The 23,812-nt window shown below is 62.3% G+C and carries 21 protein-coding genes; 16 read left to right on the top strand and 5 right to left on the bottom strand.

Annotated elements, in window-relative coordinates; all coding sequences use genetic code 11:
* Positions 1–55: 55 nt before the first annotated feature.
* From C8K44_RS09595 to C8K44_RS09560, 8 genes are all read left to right on the top strand, one after another.
* Positions 56–1,732 carry an amidohydrolase gene (locus tag C8K44_RS09595; protein WP_109575553.1) on the top strand — a complete coding sequence of 559 codons (1,677 nt, stop codon included), beginning with the start codon at positions 56–58 and terminating at the stop codon, positions 1,730–1,732.
* Positions 1,733–1,844: 112 nt separating this feature from the next.
* A complete protein-coding gene (locus tag C8K44_RS09590; protein WP_109575552.1) occupies positions 1,845–2,939 on the top strand; it encodes an ABC transporter ATP-binding protein in 1,095 nt (364 codons plus the stop codon).
* 3 nt (positions 2,940–2,942) lie between these two features.
* Positions 2,943–3,863 (top strand): ABC transporter permease, encoded by a 921-nt coding sequence (locus tag C8K44_RS09585; protein ID WP_109575551.1) that lies wholly within the window; start codon positions 2,943–2,945, stop codon positions 3,861–3,863.
* A complete protein-coding gene (locus C8K44_RS09580) occupies positions 3,856–4,656 on the top strand; it encodes an ABC transporter permease (protein WP_109575550.1) in 801 nt (266 codons plus the stop codon). The genes C8K44_RS09585 and C8K44_RS09580 overlap by 8 nt, the downstream gene beginning before the upstream one ends.
* 17 nt (positions 4,657–4,673) lie before the next feature.
* On the top strand, positions 4,674–5,708 hold the full coding sequence (locus C8K44_RS09575; protein WP_109575549.1) for an extracellular solute-binding protein: 1,035 nt from the start codon (positions 4,674–4,676) through the stop codon (positions 5,706–5,708).
* Positions 5,709–5,834: 126 nt separating this feature from the next.
* On the top strand, positions 5,835–6,857 hold the full coding sequence (locus tag C8K44_RS09570; RefSeq protein ID WP_109575548.1) for an extracellular solute-binding protein: 1,023 nt from the start codon (positions 5,835–5,837) through the stop codon (positions 6,855–6,857).
* A 62-nt stretch (positions 6,858–6,919) separates the two neighbouring features.
* A complete protein-coding gene (locus C8K44_RS09565; RefSeq protein ID WP_109575547.1) occupies positions 6,920–8,116 on the top strand; it encodes a serine hydrolase in 1,197 nt (398 codons plus the stop codon).
* A gap of 30 nt (positions 8,117–8,146) precedes the next feature.
* On the top strand, positions 8,147–9,325 hold the full coding sequence (locus tag C8K44_RS09560) for a serine hydrolase (RefSeq protein WP_109575700.1): 1,179 nt from the start codon (positions 8,147–8,149) through the stop codon (positions 9,323–9,325).
* Positions 9,326–9,327: 2 nt separating this feature from the next.
* Here the strand turns inward: C8K44_RS09560 and C8K44_RS09555 are convergent, their stop codons facing one another.
* Positions 9,328–10,314: a LysR family transcriptional regulator gene (locus C8K44_RS09555; RefSeq protein ID WP_109575546.1), complete on the bottom strand. Its 987-nt coding sequence runs from the start codon at positions 10,312–10,314 to the stop codon at positions 9,328–9,330.
* A 302-nt stretch (positions 10,315–10,616) separates the two neighbouring features.
* Here C8K44_RS09555 and chvE point away from each other — a divergent pair, with 302 nt between their 5' ends.
* From chvE to C8K44_RS09530, 5 genes are all read left to right on the top strand, one after another.
* On the top strand, positions 10,617–11,684 hold the full coding sequence (gene chvE, locus C8K44_RS09550; RefSeq protein ID WP_109575545.1) for a multiple monosaccharide ABC transporter substrate-binding protein: 1,068 nt from the start codon (positions 10,617–10,619) through the stop codon (positions 11,682–11,684).
* A gap of 146 nt (positions 11,685–11,830) precedes the next feature.
* Positions 11,831–13,366 carry a multiple monosaccharide ABC transporter ATP-binding protein gene (gene mmsA / locus C8K44_RS09545; protein ID WP_109575544.1) on the top strand — a complete coding sequence of 512 codons (1,536 nt, stop codon included), beginning with the start codon at positions 11,831–11,833 and terminating at the stop codon, positions 13,364–13,366.
* Positions 13,363–14,577, top strand: a complete 1,215-nt coding sequence (gene mmsB, locus C8K44_RS09540; protein ID WP_109575543.1) for a multiple monosaccharide ABC transporter permease — start codon at positions 13,363–13,365, stop codon at positions 14,575–14,577. The genes mmsA and mmsB overlap by 4 nt, the downstream gene beginning before the upstream one ends.
* A gap of 155 nt (positions 14,578–14,732) precedes the next feature.
* A complete protein-coding gene (gene araD1 / locus C8K44_RS09535) occupies positions 14,733–15,728 on the top strand; it encodes an AraD1 family protein (protein ID WP_109575542.1) in 996 nt (331 codons plus the stop codon).
* A 10-nt stretch (positions 15,729–15,738) separates the two neighbouring features.
* Positions 15,739–16,509 carry an SDR family oxidoreductase gene (locus C8K44_RS09530; protein WP_109575541.1) on the top strand — a complete coding sequence of 257 codons (771 nt, stop codon included), beginning with the start codon at positions 15,739–15,741 and terminating at the stop codon, positions 16,507–16,509.
* 4 nt (positions 16,510–16,513) lie between these two features.
* Here C8K44_RS09530 and C8K44_RS09525 read toward each other — a convergent pair whose 3' ends face one another.
* The 4 genes from C8K44_RS09525 to C8K44_RS09510 form a co-directional block, all read right to left on the bottom strand.
* Entirely contained in the window at positions 16,514–17,533 is a 1,020-nt protein-coding gene (locus tag C8K44_RS09525; RefSeq protein ID WP_109575540.1) for an aldose epimerase family protein, read from the bottom strand.
* Positions 17,534–17,613: 80 nt separating this feature from the next.
* Positions 17,614–18,846 carry an FAD-dependent oxidoreductase gene (locus tag C8K44_RS09520; protein ID WP_109575539.1) on the bottom strand — a complete coding sequence of 411 codons (1,233 nt, stop codon included), beginning with the start codon at positions 18,844–18,846 and terminating at the stop codon, positions 17,614–17,616.
* Positions 18,847–18,851: 5 nt separating this feature from the next.
* Complete coding sequence (locus C8K44_RS09515; protein ID WP_109575699.1) at positions 18,852–19,166, bottom strand: MocE family 2Fe-2S type ferredoxin; 315 nt, start codon at positions 19,164–19,166, stop codon at positions 18,852–18,854.
* 74 nt (positions 19,167–19,240) lie between these two features.
* A complete protein-coding gene (locus tag C8K44_RS09510) occupies positions 19,241–20,329 on the bottom strand; it encodes a fatty acid desaturase family protein (protein WP_109575538.1) in 1,089 nt (362 codons plus the stop codon).
* A 160-nt stretch (positions 20,330–20,489) separates the two neighbouring features.
* On the opposite strand from C8K44_RS09510, the gene C8K44_RS09505 reads away from it, so the two are divergent.
* The 3 genes from C8K44_RS09505 (at position 20,490) to C8K44_RS09495 (ending at position 23,741) form a co-directional block, all read left to right on the top strand.
* Complete coding sequence (locus C8K44_RS09505; protein WP_109575537.1) at positions 20,490–21,521, top strand: LacI family DNA-binding transcriptional regulator; 1,032 nt, start codon at positions 20,490–20,492, stop codon at positions 21,519–21,521.
* A gap of 146 nt (positions 21,522–21,667) precedes the next feature.
* Complete coding sequence (locus C8K44_RS09500) at positions 21,668–22,483, top strand: TIM barrel protein (RefSeq protein WP_109575536.1); 816 nt, start codon at positions 21,668–21,670, stop codon at positions 22,481–22,483.
* 319 nt (positions 22,484–22,802) lie between these two features.
* The gene (locus C8K44_RS09495; protein WP_109575535.1) at positions 22,803–23,741 is read left to right on the top strand and encodes a substrate-binding domain-containing protein; all 939 of its coding nucleotides are present in this window, start codon (positions 22,803–22,805) and stop codon (positions 23,739–23,741) included.
* Positions 23,742–23,812 lie beyond the last annotated feature (71 nt).

Raw genomic sequence — 23,812 nt, 5'->3', positions numbered from 1 at the left:
CGGGCCGACTGATGCAGGTTTGAACGGTCACAGCAGTCAAGAGCGCGGAGTCGCGATGTCTGTCCAAACGGTTCACAAAGCCGACCTGATCGTCATCAATGGCCGCGTGCTGACCATGGACGCAGCACGGCCCTCGGCCGAAGCGGTGGCCATCAAGGATGGCCTGATTGCCGCTGTCGGCGACCGGGCGACCGTGGAAGCGCTACGCGGGCCTCACACCAAGGTCATCGATGCCCGCGGCGGATCCGTCGTTCCAGGCTTCATCGAAGCGCATATGCACCTGTTTTCGGGGGCGGCCGAACTCGCTCATCTCCAGCTCGCTGGCGTCCACGGCTTCGAAACCCTGCGCGATGCGGTCCTGGCCTATGCCAGGTCGCGGCCCGATGCGCGCATTTTGGTGGGGCAGGGCGCCGACTACACCATTTTGGGCGCCGAGCGCGTGACCAGGCATCATCTCGATGCCATCCTGCCCGACCGCGCCTTTCTGATGGCCGCACCCGACCATCACACCTATTGGGCCAACACCAAGGCTCTGGAAATGGCCGACGTGCTGCATGGGCGCGAGCTCACGCCCGGCAACGAGATCGTCATGGGCGCTGACGGCCTGGCCGAAGGCGAACTGCGTGAGAACGAGGCGTTCAATCCGGTGCTCAAGCTTGCGGGCGAGGGTCGTGTGCGGCTCGGCCTTTCGACCGGCGGTGAGCGCGACCCGATGCCGTCAGCCGAGGAGCGCGACGGCGACCGCGCCATCATGCGCCGTGGCCTCGACTGGTGCGCGCGCCACGGCATCACTTCAGTCCAGAACATGGATGGCAATTACTACCAGCTCGAGCTCTTGTCGGAGGTAGAGTCCGAAGGCGACCTGATCTGTCGCGTCAAGGTGCCGTTCCACTACAAGAACTTCATGACGCTCGACCAGCTCGACAAGGCGTCGGACATGGACAGGCGCTATCACAGCGAGTGGCTGTCCTCGGGCTTGGTCAAGCTGTTCTACGACGGCGTGCTCGATTCCTGGACCGCGGTGATGATCGAGCCCTATGCCGACCGCCCCGACTGGGTCGGCGAACCTTTGTTTTCGCCTGAGGAGTTCAAGCGCATCGCCGCCGAAATCGACCGACGCGGCTTGCAGATCGCGGTGCATTCGATCGGCGACGGTGCGGTACGTGCAGTGCTCGACGGCTACGAGGCGGCACAAAAAGCCAATGGCAAGCGCGACAGCCGTCACCGCGTCGAGCATATCGAACTAACCACCGCAGCCGATATTCCGCGCTTCGTCGATCTCGGCGTCATCGCATCGATGCAGCCGCCCCATCCGCCCGGCGGAATGAGCTTTCCGCTCGAGCCGACGGTGTCGCGTATCGGCCGCGAACGCTGGCCCTATGCCTACCCGACCCGCACGCTGATCGATGCCGGCGCCCACGTCGTGTTCGCTTCGGATTGGCCGGTGGCGCCGATCGACCCGATCCTGGGCATGCAGGCGGCGATGCTGCGCAAGCCTTGGGCAGACGACATGCCCGACCAGCGCGTTTCGCTGCAGCACGCGCTGGCCGGGTACACGGTCGAGGGCGCTTATGCCGAATTCATGGAAGACAAGAAGGGCCGGATAAAGCCGGGTTTCTTCGGTGATCTTGTCGTGCTTTCAGCCGATATCGAGGCGACGGCGCCCGAAGATTTGCATGAAGTGCGGCCGGTGACGACTATCTGCGGCGGCAAGGTGACCTACCAGGCTTGATGCCTGGCGAATTGATTGAGTGCTGTTGTTGCCAAGCCGCTCGGCCTGTGGTGACAATCGACTGGGAAAAAAATTCCACTGTGAAGGTGGACGAAACAATGGGGCGGTTTGCGTGCCGGAAACACCGGGTAGGAATGCGATTGAAGTTCGCGGCGTTCGTAAAGTCTTTGGAACAGGTGAGGCACAGGTAGCGGCGCTCGACACGGTCTCGGTGTCGATCAGGGAAAACGAGTTTTTCACGCTGCTTGGACCATCAGGCTGCGGCAAGACCACGCTCTTGCGGCTGATCGCTGGCTTCGACTTCCCCTCCGAAGGTGAAATCCTGCTTTACGGCAGCGATATCGCACCGCTGCCGCCATTCAAGCGGCCGGTCAACACGGTGTTCCAGTCCTATGCGCTGTTTCCGCACATGACGGTGGCACAGAATATCGGCTTCGGGCTCGAGATGCTGGGCAAGCCGCGCGCCGAGATCGACGCGCGCGTCACCGAGATGCTGAAGCTGGTGCGCATGGAAAAGCTCGCCAAGCGCCGCACCAGCCAGATATCGGGCGGACAGCAGCAGCGCGTGGCTCTCGCCCGGGCGCTTGCGCCGCAGCCCAAGGTACTGCTGCTCGACGAGCCGCTTTCGGCGCTCGACTACAAGCTGCGCAAGGAGATGCAGATCGAGCTCAAGCGCCTGCAGCTCGAAACCGGCATCACCTTCATCTTCGTCACCCACGACCAGGAAGAAGCCCTGACCATGTCCGACCGCATCGCGGTGATGTCGTCGGGCAAGATCCTACAGGTCGGCAGCCCGCGCGACATCTATGACCGCCCGGCCGAGCGCTTCGTCGCCGACTTCATCGGCGAGACCAACTTCCTCTCGGCCAAGGTCGACAGCATCGACGGCGGCAAGGCCAGGGTGACGCTGAAGTCAGGCGCAACGATCTCGGCGACGCTGCCCGACGGCTTCAGGCCCGATGGCGAGGCCACGGTGGTCGTCCGTCCCGAGCATGCCAAGGCGGTCAAGGGCGCTGGCGATCTCTCGGGCGAAATCGACAACGTCGTCTATTTCGGCACCGACACGCATGTGCACGTCAAGCTGGACGGCGGCGAGCTGTTCACCGTGCGCCAGCAGAACGCGCGTGGCGCGGTGGCAAGCTTCGAACGCGGCGAACGCGTCGGCGTCGTCATCGGCGACGATGCGGCCCAGATCCTGAAGGACTGAGCCATGGCGACCGCAGCCGAAATCGAAAAACAGGCGGAGGCGCGGGAGGTCAGGAACCGCTGGCTGCTCTCTGCGCCCGCCCTGATCATCATCCTGCTGGCGGCATCGGGCCCGCTGCTCATCGTCTTGCTCTACTCGTTCCTGACGCCCGGCCCCTATGGCGACGTCCAGTGGAAATTCTCGACCGAAGGCTGGATCTCGGTCATCCTTGAACGCGACATCTTCGATGACACGCTGGCCTTTGCCAGCGCGCATCTCACCATCTTCTGGCGTTCGCTGAAGCTTGCCATCATGGCAACGGTGGCGACGCTGATCTTCGGTTTTCCGACCGCCTACTTCATCGCCACGCGCTCGGAGCGGACACGCGACATCTGGCTGTTCCTGATCACCATCCCGTTCTGGACGAACCTGCTCATCCGCACCTTCGCCGTGCTGCAGGTGATCCGCAACGAAGGCATCATCAACACCGCGCTGCTCAATCTCGGCATCGTCGACCAGCCGATCCAGATGCTCTACACCGACTTCGCCATCATGGTGGGCATGGTCTACGTCTACCTGCCGCTGATGGTGCTGCCGCTCTATGCCAGCATGGAGAAGCTGGATTTCCGCCTGGTCGAGGCCGGCTACGACCTCTATGCCACCCGCTGGCAGGTGCTGCGGCGGATCATCTTCCCGATGGTCAGGCCCGGTGTCGTCGCCGGCTCGATCCTGGTCTTCATCCCCGCCATCGGCGCCTATGTGACGCCAAGCGTGCTCGGCGGCGGCAAGAACATGATGTTCGCCAACCTGATCGAGCTGCAGTTCGGCCAGGGCCGCAACTGGCCGCTGGGCGCGGCACTGTCGATCACGGTCATGGCGATCGTCATGGTGGCGCTGCTGGTCTATGTCCGCAACACCTCCAGCTCGGAGGTGCGTCATGGCTAAGCGGTTCACCATCCGCCACCAGACGGGCTTCACGGCCATCGCCGCGGCCTGCTTCGTGCTGCTCTACCTCCCGATCGCGGTGTTGGTGGCCTATGCCTTCAACGAGTCGACCTCGGTGTCGGAATGGGGCGGGTTCTCGCTGCGCTGGTTCGTCTCGGCCTGGAACAACGTGCAGGTCATCGACGCCTCCATCCGCTCGCTCAAGATCGCGTCCTCAGCGGCGATCATCGCCACGATCGTTGCGACCATGGCGGCGCTGGCGACGACAAGGACGCGAGCCTATCGCGGGTTGACGTTCAAATACGCCTTCATCAACCAGCCGCTGATGGTGCCCGAGATCGTCACCGGCGTGGCGCTGCTGATCTTCTTCTCGCAGATCAAGGTCGCTACCGGCTATTCGGGACTTGGCTACCTGATCGCCGCTCACACCGCGTTCTGCATCCCGTTCGCCTATCTGCCGATCCGGGCACGGCTGGAGAACATGGACCTCACGCTCGAGCGGGCTGCGGCCGACCTCTACGCCACGCCGTGGAAGGCTTTCCGCCGGGTGACGCTGCCGCTGCTGTGGCCGGGCATCATCGCCGGCCTGATGCTCGCCTTCGTCATCTCTCTCGATGACGTGGTCATCACCGAGTTCGTCAAGTCGGGCGGCCAGGATACCTTGCCAACCTACATGCTGGGGCAGATCCGCCGCGGCATCACACCTGAGGTCAATGCGATCTCGACCGTCTTCCTGCTCTTGTCGGTCGTCATCGTCACGCTGTTCTTCTTCATGAGCAGAAAACGGGATTAGTCAACGGGAGTGAAATGATGAACCTGAAATCCATGTCGACGGCAGTCGGCCTGGCGCTGCTGGCCTCGACCAGCATCGCCTCGGCCGCGGGGGAGCTGAACATCTACAATTGGGGCAACTACATCAGCCCCGATATGATCAAGAAGTTCGAGAAGCAGTTCGACGTCAAGGTCACGGTGACCGACTACGATTCGAACGACACCGCGCTCGCCAAGGTACGCCAGGGTGGCACCGGCTTCGATATCGCCATGCCGTCGCAGACCTTCATCCCGATCTGGATCCAGGAAGGCCTCATCCAGGAGACCAATCCGGGCCAGATGGAGAACTTCAAGAACGTCTCGCCGGAATGGGCCAACCCCGACTTCGACCCCGGACGCAAATACTCGGTGCCGTGGGCCTGGGGTACGATCGGCGTCGTTGTCAACACCGACACCTACAAGGGACCGGCCGACAGCTGGGGCATCATCTTCGATACGCCCGACGAGCTTAAGGGCAAGGTCAACGTCGTTCCCGAAATGAACGACGTGATCTTCGCGGCGATCAAATATGCTGGCGGCGAGCAGTGCACCGAAGACAAGGCGATCCTGAAGAAGGTGCGTGACATGCTGGTCGCGGCCAAGCCGAACTGGATCGCCATGGAGTACAACACCATCGAGAAGATGGGCGCCGGCGACTTCAAGGCGACCAGCGACTGGAACGGCTCGGCATTGCGCCAGCGCCTCGCCAATGCGGCCATCCACTACAACTATCCCAAGGAAGGCTATGGCCTTTGGAGCGACAACGTCGTCGTGCTGAAGGAAGCCAAGAACCTCGAGAACGCCAAGCTGTTCCAGAACTTCATGATGGACCCGGAAAACGCGGCGATGAACTCGGCCTTCCACCGTTATGCCAACGGCATCGCCGGGTCGGACAAGTTCATGCCTGCCGACATGAAGGAAGCTCCGGAAGTGATCATCCCCGAGGCCGTGAAGGCGAAGGGCGAATTGCAGCGCCTGTGCTCGCCGGAGACCCAGGCACTCTACACGAAGATCTGGACCGAGCTGCAGAAGTAAGCTCTGCCCGGTCTCGGACCGAAATCATCGCAGCCGGACCCAATCCGGCTGCGATGTGCATCTAGCCTGCCGCCGGCAGGGTCGTCACAGCCAACAAACAAAAGGAGTCCCGCTGTGAAACCAAGAATGTCCACTGCTGTCGCGGCGATCGCGCTGCTTGCGGCGACGGGGCTTGCCCGCGCCGAGGGCGAGCTCAACATCTACAACTGGGGCAACTACACCAACCCCGAGGTCATCAAGAAGTTCGAGGACAAGTACCAGGTCAAGGTGACTGTCACCGACTACGACTCGAACGAGACCGCGCTCGCCAAGGTGCGCCAGGGCGGCAGCGGCTTCGACATCGTGGTGCCCTCGCAGACGCACCTGCCGATCTGGATCAACGAAGGCCTGCTGCTCGAGACCAATCCGTCCGGCATGGAGAACTTCAAGAACATCGCTCCCGAATGGGCTAACCCCGAGTTCGACCTCGGCCGCAAATATTCCGTGCCGTGGGCCTGGGGCACCATCGGTGTCGTGGTCGACACCAATGTCTACAAGGGCGACATCAACAGCTGGAAGATCATCTTCGAGACGCCTGATGAGCTGAAGGGCAAGGTCAACGTCGTTCCCGAGATGAAGGACGTGGTCACCGCTGCCGTCCGTTATGTCGGTGGCGAACAGTGCACGACCGACAAGGAAGTGCTGAAGAAGGCCCGCGACCTGCTGGTCGCCGCCAAGCCGAACTGGGTGGCCATGGAATATGGCGCGGTCGACAAGATGAAGGCCGGCGACTTCAAGGCCTCGAGCACCTGGAACGGTGCCGGCCTGCGCATCCGCCTTGAACGCCCCGAGGTGAAATTCGGCTATCCGAAGGAAGGCTTCACCTACTGGAGCGACAACGTCGTGGTGCTGAAGGACGCCAAGAACGCCGACAACGCCAAGCTGTTCCAGAACTTCATCATGGATCCGGAAGTAGCCGCCGGGCTGTCCGCCTTCCACCGCTATGCCAACGGCATCGCCGGTTCGGAGAAGTTCATGCCTGAAGACATGAAGGACGCACCGGAGATCGTCATTCCAGAGGAAAGCAAGGCGCATGGCACGATGTCGCTGATGTGCTCGCCGGAGGCCGATGCGATCTACACCAGGATCTGGACCGAGCTGCAGAAATAAGCTTCGATTACAGGGTCCGGCGTCAGCCGGATCCTGTATGTGCCAAGCTTGAGGGTGACGCCATGAGCTCCTACCGCAACAGCCAAAACATCCCGCCGATCATGCAGGGCTCGCCGCCTGCAATGCCGGTGCCTGAGGCCGCGTGGGACATGCCGCCATGGAACCGATGGGCCTTCCAGCATGTGCGCGAGATCGTGCCGACCGTGGAGGTGTGGCGCGGCGCGGGGCCGGTGCGTGCCTTGCCGCGCGCGGAGACGGATCTCGACGGGCTCGGCGTGACCGACAGCGAAGGCAGGGCGACGACGCTTTCCGGCCTGCTCGACGAGACCTATACCGACGGCTTCATCGTGCTCAAAGACGGCAAGATCGCCTTTGAACGCTATTTCAACGGCATGACCGAACGCACGCCGCACCTGTCGCAATCAGTGGCGAAGTCTGTGACGGGCACGGTGTTCGGCATCCTCGCGGGGCGCGGCATCGTCGATCCGAAAAAGCTGGTGACCGACTATCTGCCCGAGCTGGCAACGACCGGCTGGAGCGGCGCAACGGTCCAGCACGTGCTGGACATGACCACCGGTGTGCGCTTCAGCGAAGCCTATACCGATCCTTATTCCGCTATCGGCCAGGTCGATGTCGCCTGCGGCTGGAAGCCGATTCCCTCGGGTACCGATCCCGATTTCCGATGGCCGCGCCATGTGTTCGAACTGATCCAGCGGCTGACGGAGACGACGCGGCCGCATGGCGCTACCTTCGAATACCGCTCGATAGAGACCGACGTTCTCGCCTTCATCATGGAGCGCGCGACCGGCAAACGGCTGGCGCAACTCGTTTCGGAGGAGCTTTGGCAGAAGATCGGCGCCGAAGAGAGTGCCTTCTTCACTGTCGACAGCGCCGGCTACGCGCTGGCCGACGGCGGCTTCAACGCGACGCTGCGAGATTATGCCCGTTTCGGCCAGGTGATCCTTGAGGATGGCGCCGGCATCGTGCCCGCCGACTGGATCGCCGAGACGCGCAATGGCATTCACGGTCCCAATTACAGCGCCTCGATGCCGGAAGGCAGCTACCGCAACCAGTTCTGGATCGAGGACCCACGGTCGCGGGCACTGATGTGCCGGGGCGTGTTCGGGCAGCTCATCCATATCGACTGGGACACGAATATGGTGACGGTGAAGCTGTCGACCTGGCCCGATTTCACTTCCGTCGCCTATTCGGTGGCGACGCTCAAGGCGGTTCACGCGATTGCCGATGCACTCGCCTGACCTGTCGGAAACATGCAGCAGGATAAGATCATGACGTCATCCACCGTATTCGAGCGGACTTTCGGCTTTGTCCGCAGCGATGTGGCGCTCGCCAACTGGCGCGAGGAGCCGTTCAGCCGTTGGGCTTTCCAAAATGTCGGCGAGATGGTGCGCAGCGCTCGCATAGCGACAGATGAAGGCAATGCGGAAGGCGCGTCGGTCGATCTCGGCGGGCTGCTTGCCGAAAATGTTGAGATCAATGGGCGGAGCGAGACCGTCGGCGGCTTCCTCCAACGCTCGTCGGCAGACGCGCTGGTTGTGATGAAGAAGGGACGTTTTGTCGGCGACTGGTTCGCGCCGACCATGCGGTCGGACGCGCGCCACGTCATCTTTTCGATCTCAAAGTCGCTGACAGCGATCCTTGCCGGTGCGCTGGAGGCCGACGGTAAGCTCGATCCTAACGCACCTGTCAGCACCTATGTGCCCGAGGCCAAGGGCTCGGTCTATGCCAATGCGACTGTGCGGCATGTGCTCGACATGACCGTCAGCCTGGATTTCGAGGAAGCCTACCTCGATCAGGAGAGCCTGTTCGCCCGTTATCGCCGCGCCACCATGTGGAACCCAGGCGGCGGGACCGAGACACTACGCGAGTTCCTGGTCACGCTGCAGCAACTGGACGAGCCGCACGGCAGGACGTTCCGCTACCGCTCGCCCAATTCCGACCTGCTCGGCATCATCGTCGAGCGTGCTTCGGGCCAGCGCTACGCCGACCTCATGTCGGAGAAACTGTGGCGGCCGCTTGGTGCAAAGCGCGACGGATTCGTCACGGTGGACGCCGAAGGCTCCGCGCGCGCCGCCGGCGGCATTTCTGTGGCAGTGCGCGATCTCGCCCGCGTTGGCGAAATGATGCGACAAGGTGGTGTGGCTGCGGGCGGGCGGATCGTGCCGCAGGCCTGGGTAGACGACACTGTCCATGGCGGCGACGCCGTGGCATGGCAGCGGGGCGACATGGTCAACTTGTTCGCCAACGGCCGCTACCGCAACAAGTGGTACCAGAGCGGCAATGCGAGCCAGGCTTATTGCGGCATCGGCATTCACGGTCAGTGGCTTTATGTCGACGAGAAGGCCGAGGTGGTCATTGCCAAGATGTCGTCGCAGGCGCTGCCGGTCGACGATCCGCTCGACCTCGACAACGTGGCGTTCTTCGAAGCGCTGTGCGCGCGCGTTTGAGATCAGGAAATCTCCCTGAGGATATGATCGTAGAGCAGTTGCGCGGTCGGTGACAAAGTACGCCCGCGCACCATGATCAGGCTGTAGGGCTGGACGGTGATGTCGAAGGCGATCGGCAGGATCTCGATCGCTCCTGCCAGCCCGCTCGCGCTGTTGACGAACTTGGCGACATCCACTGCGATGGGGGCGATGGCGTCGGATTGAGCCACCATCACCAGCGTCAGCAGCAGCGAGCTTGTGTTGAGGATGCGGTCGGGCATGCGGACATTGCGGCTCATGAAGATACCTTGCACCGTCTGGCGCAGCAGCGAGCCGCCGGGCTGGAACACCCAGTCGAATTCGGCGAGGCGCTCCAGCGGGACCGTGTCGGAACCAGCCAGCGGATGGCCCCGCCGGACGATCAGGCAGGCCTTTTCGATGCCGATGATGCGGCTTTCAAACAGGCGCGGATCGAGGTCGTCGGGGATGCGGGCGATGATGAAGTCGTGGCGCGATGCCAGCAGCTCGCGTGCCAGAACGGCACTGGTCTCGATCTGGACGGAAATCTCTATGCGCGGGTAGCGCTGGCGGATCTTCCGGATGGCGGGCACCGCGAGCTCGATCGCGGGAGCGGTCACCGCGCCCATGACGACGGAACCGCCCTTGCCGGACTTCAGATCGGAAATCTCGCGGTCGACCTGCTGCATCTCAAGCACTATGGCGCGGCCACGGCGTGCAAGGGCAGCACCGTAAGGCGTCAGCCTGATGCCGCGCGGCAGCCGCTCGCAGATCTGTACGCCGAGGATATCCTCAACCTCGGAAATCATGCGTGAGGCAGCCGGCTGGGACATGTTCATGACCTGGGCTGCGGCGCTGATCTGGCCGTGATCCTCAAGGGCGACAACCAAGCGCATGTGCCTGAGCTTCAGGCCGCTGCGCAGAAGAGTCTCGCTTTCGCTGAGGCGAATGCTTGAGTCCTGCACGCGCACGTCGACCGGGATGTCGACCATGACTTCCGCCCCTCCCAAGGCCGTTGCATGGGGCGTGGTGCCCTCGCAAGAAAGCATATCAGAAATGATATGCGAAACATCTAAAATTGCATTTGACTGTTATGCCTTCCTCCATAACTCTGGTGGCCGTCGCGAGTTCGATACAGTCCAGCCGGGTGCTGGGGCATCGAGCGGAGGAAACGCAGGGCTCGCGGCTCTTTGGGAGGAAAGTTGCACCAAATCTGGCTTTGCCGCGCCGTTCATGGCGGGGCCACGCGCGAGCGTTTGCGTCCGCGCGCCGGCACTTCACAAGGGAGAAGAAGGTGAAGATCATCAAGACGTTCGTGGCCGCGCTCGCGGTCAGCCTTGCAGCGATGTCCTACCAGGCACACGCTCAGGACAAGGGCACCGTCGGCATCGCGATGCCGACCAAATCTTCGTTGCGCTGGATCAGTGACGGCAACGAGCTGGTCGCAGCCCTCAAGGCCAAGGGTTACAACGCCGATCTGCAATATGCCGAAGACGACATCCCCAACCAGCTCGCCCAGATCGAGAACATGGTCACCAAGGACGTCAAGGCGCTCGTCGTTGCCTCGATTGACGGCACGACGTTGTCGGCCGTGCTTGAGCAGGCTGCCGACAAGGGCGTCAAGGTCATCGCCTATGACCGTCTGATCCGCGACAGCGGCAATGTCGACTTCTACACGACCTTCGACAATTTCAAGGTTGGCGTGCTGCAGGCGGAATCGCTGCTCAAGGGCCTCGGCTATCCGGAGAAGCCGGGTCCGTTCAACGTCGAGCTGTTCGGCGGTTCGCCCGACGACAACAACGCCTTCTTCTTCTACGACGGCGCCATGTCGGTACTGCAGCCGCTGATCGATAAGGGCACGCTGGTGGTCAAGTCCGGCCAGATGGGCATGGAAAAGGTCGGTACGCTGCGCTGGGACGGTGCTGTCGCCCAGGCGCGCATGGACAACATCCTGTCGGCCAATTACTCCGACGGCAGCCGCGTCGATGCGGTGCTTTCGCCATATGACGGCCTGTCGCGCGGCATCATCTCGTCGCTGCGCGGTGTCGGCTACGGCACGGCCGACCAGCCATGGCCGATCGTTTCCGGCCAGGACGCCGAAGTGCCTTCTGTCAAGGCGATCATCGCCGGTGAGCAGTATTCCACCGTGTTCAAGGACACGCGCGAACTGGCCAAGGTGACCGCCAATCTGGTCGACGCCGTGCTTTCGGGCGGTAAGCCCGAAATCAACGACGAGAAAACCTACAACAACGGCGTGAAGGTCGTTCCGTCCTATCTGCTGACGCCGGTCGCCGTCGACAAGACGAACTACGAACAGATCGTTGTCGGCTCGGGCTACATCAAGGCCGACGAACTGAAGTAAGCGAAGCCGCCTTCTCGATCCCAACCCTTCTCCCGCGCCTGTCGCGGGGGAAGGGCAGGCTCGCGGCAAAGGCGTTTCCATCGTTCCAAAAGTGCGGCAGACTGCGTCGAGCGGTTGCCCTTTTCGTTGCTGGATCGAGAGTTCGGATGACGGACAGCACAATCCTTGAAATGCGCGACATCACCAAGACGTTTCCGGGCGTCAAGGCGCTGCAGAATGTCAATCTCGACGTTCGTGCCGGCGAAATCCATGCCATCGTCGGCGAGAACGGCGCTGGCAAGTCGACGCTGATGAAGGTGCTTTCGGGGGTCTATCCCTATGGCGAATATGCGGGTGAAATCCGTTACATGGGCCAGGAGTGCCGTTTCGGCGGTATCCACGACAGCGAACGCTCCGGCATCGTGATCATCCACCAGGAACTGGCGCTGGTGCCGCTCCTGTCGATCGCGGAAAACATCTTCCTCGGCAACGAGCAGGCGCACTACGGCATCATCGACTGGAACCTGGTCCGGCACCGCGCTGCCGAACTGCTCAAGCGCGTGGGCCTCCGCGAGGACCCCGACACGCTGATCACCAATATCGGTGTCGGCAAGCAGCAGCTTGTCGAGATCGCCAAGGCGTTGTCGAAGGAGGTGAAACTGCTCATCCTCGACGAGCCGACGGCGTCGTTGAGCGAAAAAGATAGCGAGGCACTGCTACAACTGCTCATCGAATTCAAGGGCAAGGGCATCTCCTCGATCCTGATTTCGCACAAGCTCAATGAGGTCAGCAAGGTCGCCGATCGCATCACCATATTGCGCGACGGCCAGACGATCGAGACGCTCGACCCGCATGAGATCAGCGAAGACAGGATCATCACCTCGATGGTGGGGCGCACGCTGGAGGATCGTTTCCCAAGCCGCGCACCCAATATCGGCGAGACGATCTTCGAAGTGAAGGACTGGGTCGTTCACCACCCGGTGCATCCCGACCGGCAGATCATCAAGGGTGTCAACATCAACGTCCGCAAGGGCGAGGTCGTGGGGATTGCCGGACTGATGGGGGCCGGTCGTACCGAGTTCGCGATGAGCGTATTCGGCAAGAGCTACGGCACCAGGATCAGCGGCGACGTCTACTTGCACGGCAAGAAGGTCGATGCCTCGACCGTTGGCCGCGCGGTGGCGCATGGGCTCGCCTATGCCACCGAGGACCGCAAGACCTACGGGCTCAACCTGATCGACCACATCAAGCACAATGTGACGGTCGCCAATCTCAAGGCGGTGTCGCATGGCGGGGTTCTCGACGACATCGCGGAGTTGAACGCGGCCAACGACTATCGCAAGAAAACCAACATCCGCTCGTCGAGCGTCTACCAGAAGACCGGCAATCTTTCAGGCGGCAACCAGCAGAAGGTGGTGCTGTCGAAATGGCTGTTCGCGAATCCCGACGTTCTGATCCTCGACGAGCCGACACGCGGCATCGACGTCGGCGCCAAATATGAAATCTACACGATCATCAACAGGCTGGCCGGCGAGGGCAAGGGCATACTGGTGATCTCTTCGGAGATGCCCGAACTGCTCGGCATCTGCGACCGCATCTATGTGATGAACGAGGGCCGCATCGTCGGCGAAATGGCCGGCCACGAAGCGAGCCAGGAAAAGATCATGCGCGCCATCGTGCGCGGGGAGGCAAAAGCATCATGAGCACAGAAACGGCAGGGCAGGCCAGCCGGCCGGCAAACTCCGCGGCGCGCTCGGCCTGGCAGAGCAATTTGCGCGACTACGGCCTTGTGCTGGCGCTGATCGCCATCATGGTGTTCTTCCAGTACTTCACCGGCGGCGTCTTGTTCAAACCGGTGAACCTCACCAACCTGGTGCTGCAGAACAGCTATATCATCATCATGGCTCTGGGCATGCTGCTGGTTATCGTCGCCGGCCACATCGACCTGTCGGTCGGTTCGGTGTCGGGCTTCGTCGGCGCGATCGCGGCGGTGCTCATGGTTCAATACAAGCTGGATCCGATCCTGGCGACGCTGGTCTGCCTGACGGTCGGTGGCCTCATCGGCGCCAGCCAGGGCTACTGGATCGCCTACATGAAGATCCCGTCCTTCATCGTCACGCTTGCCGGCATGCTGGTATTCAAGGGCCTTGCCCTGTGGCTTTTGGGCGGAAAATCGGTGGGGCCGTTTCCGCCCGAATTCCAGCTGCTCAGCGCCGGCTTCATCCCCGATCTGATCGGGCCGATGACGATCGGTGGGGTGAAACTGCATTCGACGACACTAGTGATAGGCGTCGCGATCGTCGCGGCTATGCTCTATTTCGCCATCAGGAGCCGCGCCAGCCGCGAAAAACACGGCTATGAGGCCGAGCCCTTCGCCCTGTTCATCGCCAAGAACGTGGTGATCGCAGGCATCGTCTTGTTCCTCACCTACATGATGGCGTCCTACAAGGGCCTGCCCAACGTCCTGATCGTGATGGGCGTGCTGATCGCATTGTTCGTGTTCGTCACCAAGCGCACGACGCTTGGCCGGCGTATCTATGCGATGGGCGGCAACGAAAAGGCGGCCAAGCTCTCCGGCGTCAAGACCGAGCGGCTGACCTTCACCGTCTTCATCATCATGGGGGTTCTTGCGGCGCTGGCAGGCCTCATTTTCGCCGCGCGGCTCAATACCGCGACGCCGAAGGCAGGACTGGGCTTCGAGCTCGACGTCATTGCGGCCGTCTTCATCGGCGGGGCGTCGGCAATGGGCGGCGTCGGCCAGGTTGCGGGCGCGGTCATCGGCGCCTTCATCATGGGCGTCATGAACAACGGCATGTCGATCATGGGCGTCAACATCGACTGGCAACAGGTGATCAAGGGCCTGGTGCTGCTCGGGGCGGTGGTGTTCGACGTCTACAACAAGAACAAGGCTTGAGGCGCGCAAGCGGCTGACAGCGGCACTGCGAGGGCGGGGCCGCAATCACGAGAACGAGGTTTTGGAAGCGGACGGTCCGCCGTCGCGCTGGGGAAGTTTTTCGCCTGTCGCCGGTAGCGAGGCCGGTTGCGGCGGAACGAAAGGAGTGCCGGAAAATGCTGATGTCCCAGATAATCTCAGCCGACGGAAAGAGCCGCGTTGTCGCGCGCGAGGGCGAGACCGCGCGGCTGGTCAACGATGCAAAGTCGATCTACGCGCTGGCTCTGGAGGCGGTGCGCGCCGGAACGACGCTCGCCACTGTCGTCGCAGACCGTGGCCTGGGCGATGTCGTCGACCTCGATGCCGCGGCGCGCGCAGGGTCCTTGCTGTCGCCGGTACGGCATCCCGACCCCGCGCATCTGCATCTCACCGGTACGGGGCTTACCCATCTTGGCTCCGCAGCGACGCGCGATAGCATGCACAAGAAACTGGACGCGGAAGGCGAGGAGGCACTGACCGACTCCATGAAGATGTTTCGCATGGGGCTCGAAAACGGCAAGCCGGCGCGCGGCCAGGCGGGTGTCCAGCCGGAGTGGTTCTACAAGGGCAACGGCAACATGGTGGTCGATCCAGGCAAGGCACTGGTGTCGCCCTATTTCGCGCTCGATGCTGGCGAGGAGCCGGAGATCGCCGGCATCTATCTCGTCGGTGACGACGGCACGCCCTACCGCATCGGCTTTGCGCTCGCCAACGAGTTCTCCGACCACGTGACCGAGCGTATCAACTATCTCTACCTCGCCCATTCGAAGCTGAGGAATGCCGCATTCGGTCCGGAGATTTTGGTGGGGGATCTCCCAGCTGACGTGCGAGGCACGTCGCGGATCATCCGTGCCGGCAGGACGATCTGGGAAAAGCCGTTCCTGTCGGGCGAGGCCAACATGTCCCACACCATCGCCAATCTCGAGCACCATCATTTCAAGTATGGCGTCTTCCGCCAGCCGGGCGATGTGCATGTGCATATGTTCGGCACGGCCACACTTTCGTTCGCCGATGGGGTGAAGGCCGAGCCCGGCGATGTGTTCGAAATCGAGGCAAAGGATTTTGGCCTGCCACTGAGAAACCCGCTCAAGCTGGCACGGGCTGCCGCGCCGGTTGCCGTTCGGGCGCTTTGAGGAGGTGGTGATGGGCACGGAAAACATGGCCAACTATCCAAGCCTGAAGGGGCGCCCGGTGCTGATATCGGGCGGTGCGACCGGCATCGGCGAGGCGCTGGTGCGGGGTTTTGCCGAGCAGGGCGCCAAGGTCGGCTTCGTCGACTTGGCCGAGACCGAAGGCAAGATGCTGGCAGATGAACTGGCGGCTGCGGGCGGCACCGTGGCTTTCCGACAATGCGATGTCACCGACATCGAAGCATATCGCAAGGCAATTGCCGAGATTGAGATCCTGCATGGACCGACTCTGGCGCTGGTCAACAACGCGGCCAACGACACGCGGCACGACTGGCGCGATGTGACACCTGATTACTATGACGCGCGTGTGGCCGTGAACTTGCGGCATTCGTTCTTTGCCATCCAGGCGGTTGCGCCGGGCATGATCGCGGCAGGCGGTGGATCGGTCGTCAATTTCGGGTCAATCGGCTGGATGAAGGCGTCAGGCGGCTATCCGATCTACGCATCGTCCAAGGCAGCCGTGCACGGCATGACGCGCTCTTTTGCCCGCGACCTCGGCAAGCATGGAATCCGTGTGAATACGCTGGTGCCAGGCTGGGTGATGACGAAGCGCCAACTCGATCTCTGGATCGACGATGCGGCGAACGCCGAGATCGATAATGCCCAATGCCTGGCCGGTCGGGTGCTGCCTGATGACATCGCGCGCATGGCGTTGTTCCTCGCCGCCGACGATTCCCGAATGTGCACGGCGCAGAATTTCGTCGTCGACGGCGGCTGGGTGTAGGTGCCTACTCCACCATCGAGAAGCGATATTCGGTGACCTGCGAATAGACTTCGCCCGGCCTCAGAACGGCGCTCGCAAAATGCGGGTGATGAATGGCGTCCGGGAAACGCTGCGGTTCCAGGCACAGGGCGCCGTGGCGCACCTGTTCGATGCCGCCGCGCAAGGGCGGTGCAACAGGCAGGAAAGCGCCGTCGTAGAATTGCAGCCCCGGTTCGGTGGTCCAGAGATCGAGGCGGATGCCTGATTGTGGTCCTTCGAGCCGGGCAGCGTGCCACGGTTCGGGCGCCGGCTGCATGGCCAGGACAAAATTGTGGTCATAGGGGGAGTGAGCGCCATCCGGCGCGTTGCGGATCGGTCTTAGATCGCGGAAATCGAAGACGGTTTCGTCGGTTGCCAGTACGTCGCCGGACGGAATGCTTTGTGCGTCGACCGGCGTGTAGGCTTCGGCGGCGATCTTGAGGCGGTGGTCGAGGATCGAGCCCGAGCCGTCGAGGTTGAAATAGGCGTGCGTCGCCAGATTGACCAAGGTAGGTGCGTCCGCGCGCGCGCCTAGAGCGATGGTCAAGCGACCGGCTGTGAGCGAATAGCGGCAGGTGGCGATAACCTTGCCGGGATATCCCTGGTCGCCATCGGGAGAGCTCAAGGCAAGCAGAACGGAGTTTTCGTTGCTGTCGACGATGGTCCAGTTGCGGCGGAAGAAGCCGTCGCCGCCGCCATGCAGGTGGGTGCGTCCGGCTTCGTTGGGATCGAGCTGGTATTCCTGGCCGTCGAGCGAAAAGCGGCCGCCGGCGATGCGGTTGGCGCAGCGTCCAGCTATAGCGCCGAAGTAACCTCCATGGGTCAAATAGCCGTCGAGATCGTCGAAACCGAGAATGACCGAACGCGGGCCGCTCGGAGTCGAGACGATCAGATCGGCGAGCGTGGCACCGAACGTGAGGACCTTGGCCTCGATGTCCGGGGCGGCAATGGTGACCGCTTCGACCAGCGATCCGTCGTCCATCCGTCCGAATTCGGTGATCGGCATTTTTGACACCTCCGCGCGGAGCCACCCCAAACGCAGAGTCACGGAAAGTGATCCGATTCTCAAGCGACTTTTGCCTGCCGTCAGGCGGCGAGCAGGCTCTTGAGCTTGGTCGAAGGGGAGGCCAATGCCACCGCATCGGGTCGTGCAGATTTGCCAATCAGCATTTCGGCGAGACGAATGTCGCGGGCGACCGCGTTGCCCGGGCCGATGCCGCTGGCGGCGACGAGGCGGCCATCGTTCTTGAGGTGGAACAGGATGAAGGCGCCGTCGTCGAGATCGCGGCGCACGGTCAATTCACCTTCGTCGGGCAAGCCGGCAATCTGCAGCGTGAGCCCATACTGGTCGGACCAGAACCAGGGCACCGCCGCATGTGCCTCTTCCGCGCCCAGCATGTTGCGCGCTGCGAGCACCCCATGCTCCTGGGCGCTGCGCCAAGACTCCAAACGAACCCGGCGGTCGCCATAGATAGCCAGCGGGAACGAGCAACAGTCGCCGGCGGCAAAGATGTGCGGATCGCTGGTGCGGAGCCGGGCGTCGACCGCGATGCCGTTATTGAGGGCGAGGCCTGACGTTTCGGCAAGGGCGGTGACCGGAAGTGCACCGATGCCAATGATGGCGAGGTCGGCTGCAACAACCTGGCCGCTTGAAAGCGTTATGTGGACGCTGGCGCCGTCGTCTTCGATCGAAGCGATGCCGTCGCCGCAGATGATGTCGACGCCTTCTGCATCGTGGGCCTCGTGGACGACCTGCGCAATTTCCGCGGGCACGCCACGCATGAGGATGCGTGGCTGGGCTTCGATGACAGTGACCAATGCACCCAGATTGCGGGCCGATGCGGCAAGTTCGAGCCCGATGAAGCCGCCACCAACGACGGCGATGTGCGAGCCGGCGTGCAAATGCGCGCGGATGGCGAGCGCGTCGTCGAAGGTGCGGAGGTCAAGGCACCGAAGCCCGAGACCCTGGAGGGGAAGCTTGCGCGGCAAGGACCCCGTTGCGATCAGAAGCTTGTCGTAGTCGAGGTCGGAACCATTGGTGAGGCGAATGGAGCAGTTGGCCCGATCGATCGAGGTAGCCGAGGTCGAACCCAGCAGGTCGATGTGATGTTCCGCGAGGCGGGCGGCATCGGCGATGGCCTTGATGGACGGCGCTTCGGGATCGACCATCGACTCCTTGGATAGCGGCGGACGCTCGTAGGGCAGATGGGCTTCGGCGCCGACCAAAGTGACCGTGCCGTCATAACCTGCCTCGCGCAAAGCGAAGGCAGCGCGGGTGCCGCATTCGCCGGCGCCGATGATGACCATTCCCGTCGCCATCGGCCTCAGCCCAGCTGGACGAAGACCTTCCCGGCGTCGACTTTCACCGGATAGGTCTTGAGGCTAACGCAGACAGGGGCGCCACGGGCGGCACCTGTCTTGTAGTTGAAGCGGCCGTTGTGCTTGGGGCACTCGATGATATCGCCCATGACCAGCCCTTGCGACAGATGGATCTGCTCGTGGGTGCACAGGCCGTCGGTGGCGAAGAACTCGTCTTGCGGGCTGCGGTAGATGGCAAAGGTGCGTCCCGCGTGGTCAAAGCGCATGACGTCCTCTTCATCGATGTCGTCGGCCGCGCAGGCCTCCACCCAGTCACTCATCATCTCTCTCCCTGTGAATCTTTGGTTTGAAGCGGCGGCAAAACCGCCGCCCCTGCGCGTTGCCTTGTTAGGCGTCATTCCGCGGCGACTGCCGATGCCTGATGGAAGTCGTCTCGATAGGGCCGGGCTGTTGCCGGCAGCTGACGCTTGACGAAATAGTCTTCGTTGCGGAGCTGGCGCAGGAAGGCGGGGACCATTTCGCGGTAGCCGGCCCAGATCGACTGACACGGTGCGGGCAGGTCGTGCTTGATCATCTCATGCAGCTTGGGCAGCGCATGGTAAGGCACCATGGGGAACATGTGGTGTTCGACGTGGTAGTTCATGTTCCAGTAGATGAAGCGGCTCATCGGGTTCATCAGCACGGTGCGGCTGTTGAGCCGATGGTCGATCACGTTGTCTGCGAGGCCGCCATGCTGCAACAAGCCTGTCAGCACATGGTGCCAGGCGCCGTAGAGACGCGGCAGGCCAATCAGCATCAACGGCAGCCACGAGCCGAAATAGACCGCCAGTGCGATGGTCGCGGCATAGATCGCCACCCAGATGCGGGCGATGCGGATTGCCTTGTGCTGTTCCTGCTCGGGAATGAAGGTCTTTTCGGCCGCGCTCAGAACGCCCGCCGCGTTACGGATCATGTCGACCAGCGCGTGCCAGACGTCGATGATGCCGAAGAAGTTGAGCACAACGCGCAGAAGGTCTGGCGGCCGCATCACCGCAATCTCGGGGTCGCGGCCGACGATGACGGTGTCGGTGTGATGGCGGGTGTGGCTCCAGCGCCAGGTCACAGGATTGCGCATGATCATGAAGCAGGCGATCTGGTAGACGACGTCGTTCATCCACTGCGTCTTGAAGGCGGTGCCATGGCCGCATTCGTGCCAGCGTGAGTCGGTTGCCGAGCCGTAAAGCACGCCGTAGCAAAGAAAAAATGGAACGCACCACCAACTGCCCCAAAGGGCGGCGCCGGCAGCGCTAAACGCAATGAGCAAGCCGAGCCAGATCACTGTGTCGCGGATCGCCGGCCCGTCGGAGCGCTGCATCAGTTCCTTCATCTGCTTGCGTGGAATGTCGGTGTGATACCACTCGGCGGCTGCGAGCCCGCTTTCCACGGCACGCCTGGAGTCCTTGCCGACAAGGCTGTAGTCGCGCGCCAATGGCGTCACGGTCATGGCTCTCTCCCTGGAAGTCGGAAACGGTTCCGCTGACCGCGCCGGATATCGTTCACTGGGAGAATGGTACCCCATGATGCGATATTTTCAATCATATCATGATGGTTTCTATCATTTTCTATCATGATTCGATATCGTGGCGTGAACTACGGGAGTTGACATGAGCAAACGGCCCACCATCACCGATCTTGCCCGTGTGTCGGGCGTCAGCGTCGCGACTGTCGACCGGGTGTTGAATGGCCGCCTTCCAGTACGCCAGGAGACGCAGCGCCGCGTCTATGAGGCAGCGACATCCATCGGCTATCACGCGGCCGGGCTGATTGCGCAGCGTATGCGCAAGGAGTTGCCGGAATACCGGCTAGGCTTCGTTCTGCTGCGACCGAAGGACGTATTTTACCGCGCCTTTGCCAATGAACTTGAGAAGGCGATTGCCCAGGCGCCGGGCTTTCGCGGCACGGCGGCAATCGAATTCGCAGATACGCTCGCACCTGAAGAAATTGTCGAACGGTTGCGACGCCTGGCCTCGACCTGCGATGCTGTGGCGCTGGTCAGTCCCGACCACCCGACGGTTACGGCCGCAGTGGCCGAGGTGAAGGAGCGTGGCATTCCTGTCTTCTCGCTGCTGTCCGATTTCGCCACCGGCATCCGCGAGGGCTATGTCGGCGTCGACAACCTGAAGGTCGGGCGCACGGCGGCCTGGATGATCTCCAAATGCGCCCGCCGTCCGGGCACGGTGGCACTGCTTGTCGGCAGCCATCGTTTCCACGGCCACGAGCTGCGCGAGATCGGCTTCCGCGCCTTCTTCCGCGAGCATGCGCCGGAGTTCACGCAGCTCGAGACCATCGTCAACCACGAGTCCCACGAGATCACGCGCGACGTCGTAGGCAACCTTCTCGGGCAACACGGCGACCTCGTCGGATGCTATGTCGCCGGTGGCGGTATCGAGGGGGCGATCTCGGCGCTGCGGCAGATCAAACCCGATCCTCTGCCGGTGCTGATCTGCAACGAGATCACGGTAGACACCCGCGTCGCACTTGCCGACAATCTGGCGGTCATGGCGATTGCGACGCCCTTGCATGCGCTTTGCCGCGAACTCATCGCGCTTATGGTACATTCGATCGAAGAGGGGGCGGCCAACGCACCCGGGCAGACTTTCTTGCCATTCGACATCTTTCTGCCGGAGAACATCTGACAGTTCGTTGACGCTCCGTGGTTGTGGTCGTGCGAATCTATCAGCGAATGATAGATTCGCATCAGCATGCGGATTGACTATTCCGCACCGAGCGTAGAATGGAACGAAAATATCGACGCTCATTACCCGCGGAGGAGAAATTCGGCATGACCAGGAAGCTCACATTTGCGCTGAACCATATGGTGGCCCCGGGGCTTTCGCCGGCGGAGTTCTTTTCGCTGTGCCGCGAACTCGGCCTGAATGACGTCGAAATCCGCAACGACCTCGTTGGTAACGCCATCATCGACGGCACGCCGGCAAGCGCGATCAAGGCGCTGGCTGCCGAAAATGGAATATTCATTTCAAGTATCAATGCGTTGCAGCGCTTCAACGAGTGGAGCGACGCGCGCGAGGCGGAAGCCATCGAACTCGCCGACTATGCCCGCGACGTGGGCGCCAGGGCTCTGGTGCTGGTTCCGGTCAATGACGGTACCGGGCAGGCGGATGGCGAGCGCCAACCCAATTTGAGGACGGCTCTGTCGGCACTCAAGCCCATTCTCGGCGATCGCGGCGTGCGCGGCCTGGTCGAGCCGCTCGGCTTCGAGATTTGCTCGCTGCGCTCCAAGCGCGAGGCCGTAGAGGCCATCGAGGATATCGGCGGCGGCGCCACGTTTCGCATGGTGCATGACACGTTCCATCACCATCTTGCCGGCGAACCGGATCTTTTTCCCGGAATGACCGGGTTGGTGCATGTTTCCGGCGTCGACGATCCGGCGGTGACGGTGGCCGACATGCGCGATCCCCACCGCGTGCTGGTCGATGCCGGTGACCGCCTCGACAATGTCGGCCAGATCCGTGCGCTGGTCGCCGGCGGCTATGAGGGACTGCTGTCGTTCGAGCCGTTTTCGCCCGTCGTCCAAAAACTTGCGGACCCTCGCAAGGCCTTGGCCGATAGCATCGACTTCATCCAGTCGCGCGTCTGAAAAGGCGCGCCGACGGGCTGCCCGTGCAAGCGCGGGCGATTCCCTTCTGTACTCGGCTTTCATCGAGCCCAATTCTGATGCGCACCGACGGTCGGCCGTGGAATATCTCTTGACGTCCGCCTGGAATATGGAATAAACATTTCATATTAAAAAAACACGGCCCGAACATTCTGAATTCAGGCCGGCATCGGGAAGCGGGTGGCGCATTTTTCATCGCGGAGGAGCGGTGGTGGCGCCCGTGGATATGGGTCTTCGGCGCAGCCGCGGGCTTCCGGCACTATGAGGTGCAGCCGGGCACCATTCGTGGAGGAGAGTGATCATGAAGAAATTCTTGCTCGGCGCTGTCATGACCGCGCTGATGGCCGGCACTGCTTTTGCCGGTGACATCGGCGTCAGTATGGCCAATTCGGACACCTTTCTGACTGTCCTGCGCAAGGGCATCGAGAAGTCCGCGGCCGACGCCAGCCAGCCGGTTGTCATCGAAATCGCCGATGACGACGTCAACAAGCAGCTCAGCCAGGTACAGAACTTCATCGCTGCCAAGGTCGATGCCATCATCGTCAACCCGGTCGACACGTCGGCCACCGCGCCGATGACCAAGCTCGCCAACGATGCCGGCATCCCGATCGTCTACGTCAACCGTCAGCCGATCGACGTCGAAGCGCTGGGCGCGAAGGGTGCCTTCGTCGGCTCGAACGAGGTCGATTCCGGCACGTTGGAGACCAAGGAAGTCTGCCGCATACTCAAGGAGGCCGGCAAATCCGAGGGGGGCATCCTGATCATGGTCGGCGACCTTGCCAACCAGGCTGCCGTGATGCGCACCAAGGACATCCATGACGTGAATGCCGGCAGCGAATGCGGCGTCAAGCTGAACGTCATCGACGAGCAGACAGCGGGCTGGGATCCGGTCAAGGCGCAGGACCTGATGACCAACTGGATCGCCGCCGGCCACAAGCCCGACGCCGTCATCTCCAACAACGACAACATGGCGATCGGCGCAATCAACGCCATGAAGGCGGCCGGCTGGGACATGAAGGACGTGATCGTGGCCGGTGTCGACGCCACCCAGGAAGCGCTGGCCTACATGAAGGCCGGCGACTTGGACGTCACCGTGTTCCAGAATGCCGCCGCGCAGGGTGGCGGTGCAGTCGAAACGGCAATGAAGCTCGCCAAGGGCGAAGCCGTGAAGTCGCCGGTATGGGTGCCGTTCGAACTCGTTACCCCGGCGAATATGGACCAGTACACGACCAAAAACTGATATGATCCACGCAATGCGCCGTCGGTCACCGGCGGCGCATTTCCCCACAGGGGCCGTGTCCCGTGCGCAGG

Origin of the sequence: Aminobacter sp. AP02, assembly GCF_003148805.1 — a bacterium.
Classification (GTDB): Bacteria; Pseudomonadota; Alphaproteobacteria; order Rhizobiales; family Rhizobiaceae; genus Aminobacter.
Note: the sequence above shows the minus strand (reverse complement) of the source record. Positions and strands in the feature narration are given on the sequence as shown.

Excerpts from the sequence above, each read along its gene's own strand:
- C8K44_RS09595 (WP_109575553.1), top strand. The coding sequence starts at position 56 with ATGTCTGTCCAAACGGTTCACAAAGCCGACCTGATCGTCATCAATGGC.
- C8K44_RS09585 (WP_109575551.1), top strand. The coding sequence starts at position 2,943 with ATGGCGACCGCAGCCGAAATCGAAAAACAGGCGGAGGCGCGGGAGGTC.
- C8K44_RS09580 (WP_109575550.1), top strand. The coding sequence starts at position 3,856 with ATGGCTAAGCGGTTCACCATCCGCCACCAGACGGGCTTCACGGCCATC.
- C8K44_RS09575 (WP_109575549.1), top strand. The coding sequence starts at position 4,674 with ATGAACCTGAAATCCATGTCGACGGCAGTCGGCCTGGCGCTGCTGGCC.
- C8K44_RS09570 (WP_109575548.1), top strand. The coding sequence starts at position 5,835 with ATGTCCACTGCTGTCGCGGCGATCGCGCTGCTTGCGGCGACGGGGCTT.
- C8K44_RS09565 (WP_109575547.1), top strand. The coding sequence starts at position 6,920 with ATGAGCTCCTACCGCAACAGCCAAAACATCCCGCCGATCATGCAGGGC.
- C8K44_RS09560 (WP_109575700.1), top strand. The coding sequence starts at position 8,147 with ATGACGTCATCCACCGTATTCGAGCGGACTTTCGGCTTTGTCCGCAGC.
- C8K44_RS09555 (WP_109575546.1), bottom strand. The coding sequence starts at position 10,314 with ATGGTCGACATCCCGGTCGACGTGCGCGTGCAGGACTCAAGCATTCGC.
- mmsA (WP_109575544.1), top strand. The coding sequence starts at position 11,831 with ATGACGGACAGCACAATCCTTGAAATGCGCGACATCACCAAGACGTTT.
- mmsB (WP_109575543.1), top strand. The coding sequence starts at position 13,363 with ATGAGCACAGAAACGGCAGGGCAGGCCAGCCGGCCGGCAAACTCCGCG.
- araD1 (WP_109575542.1), top strand. The coding sequence starts at position 14,733 with ATGCTGATGTCCCAGATAATCTCAGCCGACGGAAAGAGCCGCGTTGTC.
- C8K44_RS09530 (WP_109575541.1), top strand. The coding sequence starts at position 15,739 with ATGGGCACGGAAAACATGGCCAACTATCCAAGCCTGAAGGGGCGCCCG.
- C8K44_RS09525 (WP_109575540.1), bottom strand. The coding sequence starts at position 17,533 with ATGCCGATCACCGAATTCGGACGGATGGACGACGGATCGCTGGTCGAA.
- C8K44_RS09520 (WP_109575539.1), bottom strand. The coding sequence starts at position 18,846 with ATGGCGACGGGAATGGTCATCATCGGCGCCGGCGAATGCGGCACCCGC.
- C8K44_RS09515 (WP_109575699.1), bottom strand. The coding sequence starts at position 19,166 with ATGAGTGACTGGGTGGAGGCCTGCGCGGCCGACGACATCGATGAAGAG.
- C8K44_RS09510 (WP_109575538.1), bottom strand. The coding sequence starts at position 20,329 with ATGACCGTGACGCCATTGGCGCGCGACTACAGCCTTGTCGGCAAGGAC.
- C8K44_RS09505 (WP_109575537.1), top strand. The coding sequence starts at position 20,490 with ATGAGCAAACGGCCCACCATCACCGATCTTGCCCGTGTGTCGGGCGTC.
- C8K44_RS09500 (WP_109575536.1), top strand. The coding sequence starts at position 21,668 with ATGACCAGGAAGCTCACATTTGCGCTGAACCATATGGTGGCCCCGGGG.
- C8K44_RS09495 (WP_109575535.1), top strand. The coding sequence starts at position 22,803 with ATGAAGAAATTCTTGCTCGGCGCTGTCATGACCGCGCTGATGGCCGGC.